This window comes from Serratia sp. JSRIV004, from assembly GCF_019968705.1.
In the GTDB taxonomy this organism is placed as follows: domain Bacteria; phylum Pseudomonadota; class Gammaproteobacteria; order Enterobacterales; family Enterobacteriaceae; genus Chania; species Chania fonticola_B.
In genome coordinates this window covers 4014945-4027807 of the sequence record NZ_CP074140.1, presented here as the reverse complement: position 1 = coordinate 4027807, position 12863 = coordinate 4014945, and the positions used below count along the sequence as shown (strand labels likewise).

The 12863-nt window shown below is 54.1% G+C and carries 10 protein-coding genes; 6 read left to right on the top strand and 4 right to left on the bottom strand.

Features of this window, described 5'->3' with window-relative positions; translation table 11 throughout:
• Positions 1–12: 12 nt before the first annotated feature.
• Positions 13–1449 (bottom strand): catalase KatA, encoded by a 1437-nt coding sequence (gene katA / locus KGP21_RS19325; RefSeq protein ID WP_218519125.1) that lies wholly within the window; start codon positions 1447–1449, stop codon positions 13–15.
• Between the two features lie 336 nt (positions 1450–1785).
• Between katA and KGP21_RS19320 the strand changes: the two genes are divergently transcribed.
• A complete protein-coding gene (locus KGP21_RS19320; protein ID WP_021178499.1) occupies positions 1786–2325 on the top strand; it encodes a YfaZ family outer membrane protein in 540 nt (179 codons plus the stop codon).
• A gap of 51 nt (positions 2326–2376) precedes the next feature.
• Here the strand turns inward: KGP21_RS19320 and tyrP are convergent, their stop codons facing one another.
• The 3 genes from tyrP to KGP21_RS19305 all read right to left on the bottom strand — a co-directional run bounded on the left by tyrP (position 2377) and on the right by KGP21_RS19305 (position 6224).
• Positions 2377–3585: a tyrosine transporter TyrP gene (gene tyrP / locus KGP21_RS19315; RefSeq protein ID WP_021805972.1), complete on the bottom strand. Its 1209-nt coding sequence runs from the start codon at positions 3583–3585 to the stop codon at positions 2377–2379.
• A gap of 170 nt (positions 3586–3755) precedes the next feature.
• Positions 3756–4979, bottom strand: coding sequence for an MFS transporter (locus KGP21_RS19310; protein ID WP_223536050.1), 1224 nt, complete (start codon positions 4977–4979; stop codon positions 3756–3758).
• Between the two features lie 42 nt (positions 4980–5021).
• A complete protein-coding gene (locus KGP21_RS19305; RefSeq protein WP_094981974.1) occupies positions 5022–6224 on the bottom strand; it encodes an MFS transporter in 1203 nt (400 codons plus the stop codon).
• Positions 6225–6360: 136 nt separating this feature from the next.
• On the opposite strand from KGP21_RS19305, the gene KGP21_RS19300 reads away from it, so the two are divergent.
• From KGP21_RS19300 to KGP21_RS19280, 5 genes are all read left to right on the top strand, one after another.
• Positions 6361–6948 (top strand): TetR/AcrR family transcriptional regulator, encoded by a 588-nt coding sequence (locus tag KGP21_RS19300; protein ID WP_094981973.1) that lies wholly within the window; start codon positions 6361–6363, stop codon positions 6946–6948.
• Positions 6949–7071: 123 nt separating this feature from the next.
• Positions 7072–8268 carry a nicotinamide mononucleotide deamidase-related protein YfaY gene (locus KGP21_RS19295; protein ID WP_223536048.1) on the top strand — a complete coding sequence of 399 codons (1197 nt, stop codon included), beginning with the start codon at positions 7072–7074 and terminating at the stop codon, positions 8266–8268.
• A gap of 543 nt (positions 8269–8811) precedes the next feature.
• A complete protein-coding gene (locus tag KGP21_RS19290; protein WP_223536047.1) occupies positions 8812–9510 on the top strand; it encodes a DUF1120 domain-containing protein in 699 nt (232 codons plus the stop codon).
• 204 nt (positions 9511–9714) lie between these two features.
• A complete protein-coding gene (locus tag KGP21_RS19285; RefSeq protein ID WP_245208508.1) occupies positions 9715–10401 on the top strand; it encodes a fimbria/pilus chaperone family protein in 687 nt (228 codons plus the stop codon).
• 95 nt (positions 10402–10496) lie between these two features.
• Entirely contained in the window at positions 10497–12851 is a 2355-nt protein-coding gene (locus tag KGP21_RS19280) for a fimbrial biogenesis usher protein (RefSeq protein ID WP_245398479.1), read from the top strand.
• The last annotated feature ends 12 nt before the right edge of the window (positions 12852–12863 follow it).

Below are 12863 nucleotides of genomic sequence, written 5' to 3'. Positions count from 1 at the left end.
TGGTGTAAAAAATTATTTCAGGCCCAAGGCCTTGGCTACGCCGTTACCGTAATCGGGATGTACCTTGGTGAACAGCTCAACCTGACGGCGTTGGATCTGTTCTGGCACCTGCGACAGTTCACCGGCGATACGGGTGAACATACGTTGGTGCTCCTCGGCACTCAGCAGATTGAACAGCGCGCGCGGTTGGCTGTAGTAATCGTCGTCTTCACGATGATTCCAGTGATCGGCGGCACCTTCTATGCTCAATGGTGGTTCGCTGAAATCTGGCTGCTCCTGGAACACCCCAAAGCTGTTTGGCTCATAGGTTGCGCCATTGCCGCTGTTACCATCCACACGCATCGCCCCATCGCGATGGTAGTTATGGAACGGGCATTTGGCACCGTTGACCGGGATTTGGTGATGGTTGACGCCCAAGCGGTAGCGGTGCGCATCGCCATAGGAGAACAGACGGCCCTGCAACATTTTATCCGGCGAGAAGCTCACGCCAGGCACCACGTTAGCCGGGTTCATGGCCACTTGTTCTACTTCGGAGAAGTAGTTATCCGGGTTGCGGTTCAGCTCGAAGAAGCCGACATCGATCAGCGGGTAGTCGCCGTGCGGCCAGACTTTGGTCAGGTCAAACGGGTTATACGGGGTTTGTGACGCTTCATGCTCTGGCATGATCTGGATTTGCAGTTTCCAGCGTGGGAAGTCACCGTTCTTGATGGAGTCGAACAGATCGCGCTGCGAACTTTCACGATCTTTGGCGATGATGGCTTCTGCTTCATCGTCCATCAGGTTTTCGATGCCTTGCTCACAGCGGAAGTGGAATTTGACCCAGAAACGCTCGTTATTAGCATTGATAAAGCTGAAGGTGTGGCTGCCGAAACCGTGCATATGACGGTAGGACTTAGGCAGGCCACGATCGCTGAAGTCGATGGTCAACTGGTGCAGTGATTCAGGCAGATGGGAGAAGAAGTCCCACTTATATACCGGATTGCGCAGGTTGGTGTGCGGGTCGCGTTTTACCACGTGGTTCAGGTCTGGGAATTTCAGTGGATCGCGCAGATAGAACACCGGGGTATCGTTACCTACCAGATCCCAGTTACCTTCATCGGTATAGAACTTCATGGCAAAGCCGCGGATATCACGTTCGGCGTCGGCAGCCCCACGCTCACCGGCAACGGTAGAGAAGCGGACGAACATCTCGGTTTGCTTACCAATCTCAGAGAAGATTTTTGCGCGGGTGTACTTGGTTATATCGTGGGTGACGGTAAAGGTGCCGTAAGCTCCGGACCCCTTGGCATGCATACGACGCTCTGGGATCACCTCGCGGTCAAAGTGGGCCAGTTTTTCCAGGAACCAAACGTCTTGAAGTAGCATCGGGCCGCGTTTACCGGCGGTGATCACGTTATTATTATCAACAACGGGCGCGCCAGCCGCGGTAGTTAATCCTTTCTTGCTCATCAATTGCTCCTTACTGTGTTGCAGTTAAGTTGATAGCTCAGTGTCGGGTGCTGCAGATCTTCATCATATTAACTAATGAAAAGGCCAGCCCTGCTGACCTCCATCAAAGGCACTACTAGTTGTAGACTTATTCTCAGTCCTCGGCAAATAGGTAGCGCTTATCGTTGTAATTTTGGGGTAACTGATTGGCATTTGTTTACAGTTTATTGAAAAATTAACGGCTTATTGCTTTAAATTAGCCGGGAATTGATGACAATTCAGTTACACTTACCCGCGTATTTTTTACGGTGCCAGACATCATCACTCCTTGATGATGAAGAATGAAAAGGATCAATAATGAACAAAACTTTAGTCGCGTGCGCAGCAGGTTTGCTGTTTGTGGCTGGCTCTGCCAATGCGATCAGCGTGAGCGGTGAGGCAGGGGAACATTACACCAACCTGGGCGTCGGCTTGGGGGGCACAACAGCGGGCCTGGGGATCAACGGCAACTGGATCCGTAGCGATCATGATGGTGACATCGGGAGCCTGGGGCTGAGCTTCGGCCTGCCGGTTGGGCCTTTGACGGCCACCGTGGGCGGCAAGGCCATTTATCTTAGCCCGAAAGATGGCAAAGATGGTGGGGCATTGGCATTAGGCGGTGGTCTGCAATGGGATCTCAACCGCTATCTCAGCCTGTATGGCGAAGGCTATTTTGCGCCGGAGTCTTTGACCAGCGGGGCAAAAGCCTACAACGAAGCTAATGGCGGGGTGCGCTTAAACGTGCGTCCGTTCAATGTGGATGTCGGTTATCGTTACATCAACATCGAAGGTAAAGACGGCAACCGCGACAACGCGATAGCCGATGGCCCTTATATCGGTGTGGGCGTGGGCTTCTAATCCTGCCTGCTATTAAACGGGCGCCGCATATGCTGCGCCCATTTTTTTCTGTTAGCCGATGGCCGGTAACAGGCCGCTGGCGATGCTGATCTGAATGGCGATCACCGCCACCCCACAGACAAACACCAACGCCAACGCTGGCGTTCCGCCCCAGACTCGATAGCTGGCCTGATGCCGCCGACGAGTTTTCCAGACCAGCAGTGAAGGCAGCAACAGGGCGAGTACGGACAGAGCAATTGCCGCGAACCCGAGTGCCAGCACAAAACCGCGTGGATAGAACAGTGCGAATGCCAATGGCGGCAGGAAGGTGATGGCGCCGGTCTGCAATCGGCCCCGCACGTTATCCTGGCGTTTGAACAGATCGGCCAGGAAGTCGAACAACCCGAGTGAAACCCCCAGGAACGAGGTTGCCAGCGCCAAATCGGCAAACAGGTGCACCGCCAGCTCGACATGAGGCGACGCAACCACGTCACGCACCGCTTGCAGTAAACCGTTCAGCCCGGCCTGTTGTGCCAGAATGCCGACAAAGGTGGTTGAACTGATGCTGCCCAGCGTCGCCAACTGCCAGAAGATATAGGCCACTAACGGGATGGCACTGCCGATGATAAAGATCCAACGCAGCTTGCGGATGTTACCGCCCATATAGTTGACGATGCTGGGGACGCTGCCGTGGAAACCAAACGAAGTGAAGATCACCGGGATGGCCGAGAGTGCCAGCCCTTGTTCCAGCGGGAGCGTCAGCAGGTTGGTTTGCTGGATGTGCGGCATCATCAGGCCAAGCATGACGATCAGGAAAATCGACTTGGCGGTAAACAGAATACGGTTGAACAGATCCACCGAATGGGTGCCGATGCAGACGATCCCCCCTGCGACCAGGGTGAACAGCAGCACGCCGAGGTAAGTCGGGAAGTCCTGAGACGTCCACTGGCTGATGCTGACAGCCAGCAGTTCGCCAGCGCCGCTGATATAGGCCGCGGTCAGCGCATACATCAAGAACATCATGCTGAAACTGGTAAGCCACTGACCACCGCCGCCCAGATAACGTTTGGCCAGCGTTCCCAGACCGGTGTCCGCCTGCTCATGCTGATAAACTTCGACCAGCAACAGCGCGGTATAGCACATCAATAACCACAGCCCGACCAGCAGTGCCAGCGTTACGCCAAAACCCACGCCAGCCGCCGCCAGGGGCATAGCCAGCATCCCTGCACCAATGGTGGTGCCTGCCACGATAAAAACACTGCCCAGCGTGCGATTCTTCACGTTTTTCTCTGCTATTGGATAATTTAGGGGCGTTTTCGGGACCCTATTTTTAGTGCGGCAGAATAGTTGATTGCCGATTTTGTGTCAAACCGACGTTACGTCTGATGTACATTTAAGTTTACGATTGTGAGTGAGGCCGCGGCGGTATCAGAAGGGGGCTCTCTGTCCAGTCAGTTCATTAGCGAGCCAGCCCGCTGCTTTGTCGCTTCGCTTCTGTGTTCCGCCAGACTGATACCGAAAGACAGCAGTAAGGCGATGGCGGCGATGCCTCCGGCCAGCCAGAGGTTGGCGGTCATGCCAAGTTCATCCACAACTTGGCCACCTGCCCATGCCCCCAATGCAATGCCGATATTGAATACGCCCACATACAGTGCGGTAGCAATCTCTACGGCTCGCGGTGCGACTTTCATTGTCCATGTCATTAGACCGACTGATACACCGCCATAGGCCAGCCCCCAAACTAGCAGTACCACTCCACCGCTGATGTAGGAGTCACCAATGGTCAGGAATAGCACCGGAGTGAGCAGTAGGCCCATCGAGACCGCTATCAAGATCAGGGACGTGCACCGCGCCGCGATGATACCTGCCAAGAAGTTGCCAACAATGCCTGCAAAGCCGTAGGCGAAAAGCAGTGCGCTAATCCATTGCGTATCGAATCTCGGTACTGACAGCAGTAACGGGCGCACGAAGGTAAAGACCATGAAGTGGCTGGCTACCAGCAGTAACGTCAGAAATAACCCGACTTGCAGCTTCCGATTACCGAGTTGTTTGCCGAACTGGCGTAGGGTAGCCGAACTGGCAACGGGGAGTGCAGGAACGACGGCAAGATGCAAAACCAACACCGACACGCTAAGCAACGCCATACTGCCAAAAGCCCAGCGCCACCCCACAAAGTCACCGACCAGCGCTCCGAGTGGAACCCCAAATACAGAAGCGGCCGCTACACCACCAAAGATAATGGAGGTTGCCAATCCGATGGAGTTATCAGGAACAAGCCGGGAAGCCAAGCCACCTGCGATAGCCCAGACTCCCCCCATACAAAAGCCGACGAGAACACGAGCAGCCAGCATCCAAGCCATGTTCGGTGCCAATGCCGATACAATGTTGGCTATAGCCAGTAGGCCCAGTAATCCGCACAGGATCCTGCGCCGATCCATACCACCAGATGCAATCACCACCAGCGGCGCGAACAAGGCCGCCAGCACTGCTGGCAGCGAGATCATCTGGCCTGCAGTGCCAGTGGATGTCTCCAGAGTGTCGGCAATCGGTGTCAGCAGGCCGACCGGTAGCATTTCCGTCGTGACCACCGAAAAGGTGGCAAGACCTATGGCGGTGACGGCCAACCATTGGTGTCGGGTAGACGTTTGAGGCGCAGTACTTGAAGATTTATCCATAGTTAAGCTCCTTGTGAGTAGGGAAAACAGGTAGTGCCCATATCACGCGGCATTTGGTACGGATGAGTCACGCAGGCGCTGACTCCCCCAAAGAGCGACCAACAGCACCAAAGCGCCCGCGCACAGGGCTATAACAAATCCAGCACGCGCACCGCTTTCATTAACAACCTGGCCGGATACGGCTGCTCCCAGCGCAACCCCGACATTTAGAGCGGCCAGCAGCCAGGTCATGCCTTCCGTCAATTGGCGCTTCGGTACCTGGCGTTCGATAAGCGACATTGCCACGATCATCGTTGGCGCGAAAAACAGACCTGCTACGAACACCACAGTGGCTAATGTGGCAATGTTGCCTGCCAGCAGCAGGGGCAGCGTTGTCACAGCTGTCGCCAGCCCACCCAGCAACAGCAGGCGGGATAATGGGATAGGTAACTTGAGTGCGCCAAACAGCAGACCTGACAGGCATGATCCTACGGCATAGGCAGATAGAACCAGACTGGCCGCCGCGGGTTGCCCCAGTTGCTCGGCGAAGGCCACGCTGACGATATCAACAGTGCCGACGATGATACCCATCGCCATCATCAGCAGTGCCAGCAATCGCACGCTCGTCAATTTGATGACAGATCCTGGCAGGCCCGAAGTAGCGTCATGTGTTTTGACCAACGGTTCGGTGCTGCGCTGTGCGATCAGGGCCAGCACTCCTATGGGGAGAAGTATCGCCGCCGCTAATGGGCCAGCTTGTGGAAATAGCGCTACGGACAGGCCAACTGACAGCGGCGGCCCGGTGATGAAGGTGACTTCATCGAGCACTGTCTCAAGCGAATAGGCCGTCTGCAAGCGCGGTTGGCCCTGGTAGATAGCTGTCCAGCGTGCCCGCGCTACCGCCGACATGCTGGGCATAAAACCGGCCAGTAAGGCACCTGCGAACAAAGTCCAGTCGGGTGCCAGCCACCAGGAACTGGCGAGTAGAAGCAGTATCCCGATGACGCTGATGGCCGTCGCAGCTGGCAGTACTCGGCTCTGTCCGTGGCGATCCATCAAGCGAGATATCTGTGGCGATAGCAGAGCGTAGGCCAGCACGAAGGTGGCGGATACGGCTCCGGCCAGAGCGAAGCTGCCACGCAGCTGTGACAACATGGTGATGATGCCGATGCCAGTCATCGACAGCGGGAGCCGTGCCAGCAGTCCGGCCAGAGCTAAGCTCTTGGTGCCGGGAGCGGTGAACAGTTCTCTATAAGGGTTAGCCATCTCAGTCTCCAGGGGGCATCGCTTGCCTTAGTGGCATAGCGCGGTGATAATACATACGGCACGTATGAATAGGAGTGTATATTCATACGGAGTGTATGTAAATAAACATACGTAACGTATCTAAAGGGGAACATCAATGGCTCGCCGCACCCGCGCAGAAATGGAAGAAACCCGTGCCACATTGTTGGCAACTGCCCGTAAGGTCTTCAGAGAACACGGCTACGCCGAGACCTCGATGGATGAACTCACCGCGCAGGCGGGCTTGACCCGTGGCGCGCTTTATCATCACTTTGGTGACAAGAAAGGGTTGCTGACGGCAGTGGTGGAACAAATCGATGCCGAGATGGATGCGCGCCTACAACTCATCTCCGACACCGCCGAAGATGCGTGGGAAGGTTTCCTCAGCCGTTGTCGTGCCTATCTGGATATGGCGCTGGAGCCGGAATTCCAGCGCATCGTGCTTCGCGACGCCAGGGCGGTGCTGGGCGGAGCTTCGCCGGACTCGCAACGCCATTGTGTTGAGTCGATGCGGCGGCTGATAGACAACCTTATCCAACAAGGTATCGTCGCTAAGGTCGATCCCCAGGCGCTAGCATCGCTGATCTACGGTAGCTTGGCTGAGGCTGCGTTCTGGATCGCGGACGGTGATGACGGCAATACGCGGCTGGCGGGAAGTGTTGGCGCGCTGGAGCTATTGCTGCGAGGATTGTTGACCAAATCATAAGTTAACGAAACTCCCTGTTCATACTGCTCCCCCTGCCTGTAGCACTATTAGCCGCAGCTATTTGGTGAAAAGTTGGTTACAGGCTTCTATAGTGGTGGGATCTGAACATAAAGGGAGAGGTCAATGTTAAGGGTGGAGATGCTCAGCACTGGTGATGAGGTGCTGCATGGGCAAATTATTGATACCAACGCTGCCTGGCTGGCAGATTACCTGTTCCAGCAAGGCTTGCCGATGAGCGGGCGCGAAACGGTGGGGGATAGCCTTTCTTCGCTGATCGAAATCCTGCAGGAGCGTAGCCATATTGCCGACGTGCTGATCGTCAACGGCGGTCTGGGGCCAACCAGCGACGATCTCAGCGCGTTAGCGGCAGCAAAGGCTTGCGATACCGAGCTGGTCGAACATCCCGAATGGATCGCCCGTATGGAAGCCTACTTTGCGGAACGCGGCCGCCCAATGGCGGCTTCAAACCGTAAACAGGCGCAGATCCCGGCTAATGCGGAAATGCTGGATAACCGCGTTGGTACCGCCTGCGGCTTCGCCTTAACGCTGAATAAGTGCCGGATGTTCTTTACGCCGGGTGTGCCTTCCGAATTTAAAGTGATGGTAGAAGAGCAGATCCTGCCACGCCTGCGCCAGGATTTTACTCTGCCTGAGCCGCCATTGTGTCTTCGCCTTACCACCTTCGGGACTTCGGAAAGCGACTTGGCTGCTGAACTGGACGGCATGCCTTTGCCGCCGGGTGTCGTACTGGGCTATCGCTCTTCCAGCCCGATTATTGAATTGAAGTTGACCGGTCCACAGGCTCAGCGCGCCGCGATGGAACAAGCCTGGCAGCGAGTGCGACAGGTTGCGGGTGACAATACGATTTTTGAAGGTACGGCTGGGCTACCGGCAGAGCTGACGCAACGCTTACTGCAGCAAAACTTGACGTTGGCGCTGAGCGAGCAATTTACCGCCGGGCTAATCAACCTGCAGTTGCAGAGCGAAGGGGCCCCGCTGGCCGGTGGCGAACTGTTACCGGCACATTGCTCCGAGACATTGGCAACGGTGCTGGCGCGTGCCCAGTCTTTGGCGCAGCTCACCGGTGCGCAGTTGGCGTTGGCGGTTAGCGCCATGGCAGGGGATCGTGTCAGCGTTGCCCTGCATACGCCAAAAGGCGGTATTGGCCAGACGGTGAGCTATCGTGCATCACGTCATGGTCTGCGTTTACGTCAGGAGTCGGTCGCGATGCTGGCGCTGGATATGCTGCGCCGTTGGCTGAATGGCGGCCAGGTTTGCGGCAAAAACGGCTGGCTGGAAATTGTGGAAATTATCGAGTAGAAACATTCCTCAGCAGGTTCAAAACGTAAGGGGCCTCATGCAGTAAAGCGGGCGGTCCCCTACGGTCGAACATGTGCGATCCCTTCCATTTCTGCAAATCTTCACTGGCGCCCCTATCGCCGAGCAACGGCTAGCGGGGAATAGTCGCTATTACCAGAGAGAAACTGGTTGATAGCGCTGATATATCCCCGATGAATTGTTGCTTTTTTGTTTTATTATTGTGCGTGTTTTTTTTGGTAAATATATAGTTATCTTATTGATTATCAATATTAATTAAAAATTATAAGTTAATTATTTACGTTTTTTTATTAACTTTTTATTATTTATAGTTATTGCCTATCAAACGACAGAAATTTACTTGGATTTATGTCTTCCAAAAGCCAGCGTTGGTGATTTACCATTCTGCCCCTCATTTTTATTGCAGCTTTTTATTTCAAATAATTCAAAAAAATTGGAATTAGATTTCTGTTTGTTGGTTTTTCATGGAGGAAGTATCCGAGATAGGGATGGTCAAGGTTGGTTGATCTTAAGAATGGTATTTAAATGAAATTGTTTAAAATGACAACGTTGCCCCTTATTCTGGCTACTTCTGCCGTTTCCCTTCCTGTGATGGCAGCGGAAACGGCCCAAATTATGGTGAAAGGGTCCATCGTTCCTACCGCATGTTCGATCTCTGTTGCTGGCTCGGCAGACTTCGGCAATTTGACCGAAAATGAACTGAAAGAGAAAAGCAAAGTGCTTAATGCTTACCAGCTAGGCTATAAGCCCGTTAATTTTGATATTCAATGCAACTCAGCAGCAAAAGTGGCGTTATCTACACAGGCGGATATTCCACCCTCGGGCTCGAGCACTATGGGTGTTGTGAGCTACGTTAATGAGACTGAAAAAACGTCCCATACCAAAACCGAACACTTGGGCAATCTGGGCGTGATTGAGGGGCATGACATTGGTTATTTTACCACGGCGCTGGTAAGTGCAAATTTGGATGACAAAAACTCCGAGCTGATTTTTTCCCAAGATAACGGCAATGATTGGCAAGCGGTCTCTGGTGCAGATGAGCATGTGATGTATCAGGATGGCTCTGCATTTTATAGTTGGGGGAAAGACAATACCCCACAGGAAGCAACCAATATTTCTGGTGTTATCAATATCTCTGCTGCCATTGATGCTCGTTTTATCGATGACATGAAAGAAGTCCTTAACTTTAACAGCAGCACAACCCTAAGCCTACAGTACCTGTAAACCCTCGTGGTTTTGTCTGGCAGTTGCCTGCCAGACAATGTTTACCCGCTGTTATTTTATCAATACTGTTTTCTATAAGGTGTGTTTGTCATGCGCTGTCAACTGCTCGCTTATTTTACTTCCGTTAGGCGAATAATCTCCAATAAGTTATTAGTGATTGCCCGGTCTTATTATGGGAGTGAAAATTTAAAATCAGATTGGGTGTTGTGCAGTTTATTACTGGTCGCGTTATCCATTTTCGCTACTCAGTCGCACGCATCTGGCGTATTACCTGAATCTTCGGCGGTCATTATTGACGAGGCACAGAAGGGGGGCAGCATTAATGTTAAAAATACGGAAAAAGTTCCGGTGCTGTTGTATACCAGAATCGTCGAGTTACCTGACGATCCCACTCCTCGCTTGATTGTGACCCAGCCTGTGGCTCGTTTGGAGCCAGGCCAGTCTCAACGCGTACGCTTTGTGTTGAACAGCAATACTCCATTGCAGAGCGAACATATCAAGCGCGTATATTTTGAAGGCGTGACTGAACGGACTACGGATAACAGCCAAGTGTCCGTTAGCGTGCGTCAGGATCTTCCGGTGATTATCGTGCCAAAGGGGCTGAGCGCTAAACGCGATATGTGGAGCGATCTGGACTGGTCCGTTAGCGCAAACCGCCTGAAAGTCACCAACACTGGCCGCCATGTGGTGCGCTTGACCCCGCAGGTCAAACTTCAACCCGCAGGTAATATGCTGTCTCTGAACAAGAGCTATATCCTGCCTGGCGAAACCCTGGTGGTCACCGCACCTGCCAGTCCTCGTCTCAGTAGCCAGCAGCAGGTGGAGTTCTCCCCCGTTACTCGTTACGGGTTTGGTGTAGGTGTACAAACTGCCCCTCTGAGCGGCAAATAATTACTCATACCATGAAGACAACCCGCAATTCATTACTGATCTCAGCCATTTTACTGGTTTGCTGGGGGGCACCCGTACCAGCAGAAGGGGCCAAATTGAGCAGCTTCAGTGAAAGTCGGCTGAAGGCGTTGGGTATCGATCCGTCTACTGCTGCCTACTTTGCACAAGGGGCGCGCTTTACGCCTGGTATTACCGAAGTGGAGCTAGAGGTCAATGGCGCCTACCGAGGTATGCAGAGACTGGCATTTGGTCACAGTGGTGAAATGTGTGCGGATGAAGCCTTTTTTGCGTCTGCCGGTATCCGATTGGAGCCGCCACTGCGGCAGGAGAGTGCGGACGCAGATACCTGTCCGCAACTTATTGACGTCTGGCCGACCGCGACGGTCTCCCTACTTCCCGCCACTCAAGAAGTACATATTGTGGTGCCACCGGAAGCGGTAGAGAAGGCAAATGACCTGGCGCATTTCCAGCAAGGTGGCACGGCTGGTTTGCTGAACTATTCCGCTTACCGTTCCTATTTTTCCTCGTACGGTAACCATTCAAGCAACAGCTACCTGAATTTGGAAAGCGGTTTTAACGCGGGTGACTGGATGGTGCGCGGTGCGCATAACCTGCGCCAGAGCAGCGCGGGTGGCTTTACCTTCGACAATGCGTATGTATACGCACAGAAAACCCTGGTTGATAGCAAGCAATTATTGCAGGCCGGGCAAATCAACTTTTCCAATAATCTCCTGTCCGGTGCGTCCATCAATGGGATGCAACTGATCCCACAGTCTGCGCTGAGCAGCCAGGGAGAAGGGGCACAGGTGCGCGGTATTGCCCGGGCAGACCAATCACGGGTGGAAGTCCGTCAAAGCGGTATCCTGATTTATTCCACGCTGGTGCCCGCGGGTCCCTTTACGCTAACGGAACTCCCTGTGCTGAATTCCACTAGTGACCTGCAACTCACGGTGATAACCCCGAGCGGGCAGGAGGAGGCTTACACCATCACTGCGGCATCGTTTCGCAGTTTGGTACCAAAGGCTCCTGAAACCTGGTCTTTGGCGCTGGGACGCCTGCGTGCGGACGGCGTCAGCCAGAGCTATGAGCGGCCCTGGGTGGCCAGCCTGTCTGATGGGCGGGCGATTTCCCAGCGGGTATTGCTGGAGGGCGGGTCAATTATCGCCTCTGGCTATCTGGGCAGCGGTGTGGGGATCACCGTCAGTCCGCGCCAAGAAGTCTCTGTAGGCCTATCCGCCGCGCTGAGCCAGGATCGCAACCATGACCGACAGGGGGCAAAGAGCACGGCCTCGGTGAACTGGCAAGCTCCACTGAATCTCGGATTTGGTGGTGACATCACCCTATATTCTCCCGGCTATCGGGAACTGACGGACTCGGTTTCCCTCACTGATAGCCCTTATAGCCGCACCAGTGCAGGTCTGCGGATGAATTGGTACCAAAAGACACTGGGCCATATTTCGCTCTCTGCCAGCCAGACCCGTCAAGGGGATAATGGCGGGGATTCTCGGCGCATGATGGCCACCTGGAACCGCAATTTTGGTTTTGTAAACGCCTCGGTGAACTGGCAGCGCCAGAGCCGGAGTTTACGAAACTGCCACGCATCTTATCGGTGCCGCAATACCGACCGCGATAGCCTGTTTGTTAACCTCAGTTTTCCACTGGGTGGGCAAGTGATCGGTAGCCATTATCGTCATACCCCAGATTCAGCGGCCGTGGGCATGCAAACGAGCGGTGTCCTGACGGAAAACAGCAACTGGTCATTGGCGACAGAGCACAGTATGAAACAGCAACGCGATACCAGCCTGTCAGGCAGCCTGAACGGCAACCTGCACTATACCACTGGCGGGTTATATGGTTACGCTGCGACCGATCATACCCGCAACTACTCCGGCACTTTATCTGGCGGCATCGTAGCCCATCAGGAAGGAGTGGTGTTCTCACCACATAAGATTAACGACACCTTTGGGGTCGTGGCGGTGGAGCCTGCGGTCAGTGGGGTAGAAATCAACACCCCACGGGGAAAAGTATGGACTGACTGGCGGGGTAAGGCGGTGGTTCCTGGGTTGCCAGCTTACGCTGCAGGCCGGATAGAGTTGAACACGGAACAATTGCCAGCAAATACCGATGTCAGCAATGGCTTGCGGCAAGTTGTGGCGGGGCACGGGGCGGTGACCAATACTCATTTTCTTTTGCAGCAGACGCGCAACGGGTTGTTGACGGTGAAGCTGATGGATGGATCGCCGTTGCCAAAAGGCAGCGCCATTATTGCGCAAGACGGTAGTTATGTGACCACTGCGGTAGATGCAGGCACGGTGTTCCTCACCGACCTGAACGATAAACGCCCGCTGATGGCGCGTTGGCAGGAGCAGCAATGCAGTCTGCATTATTCCGTACCGGAAAAGGCGCTAAAGGGGGAGGCCTATGAAAATGTCAGCGCACAATGCAGTTAACCGTAGAACCAG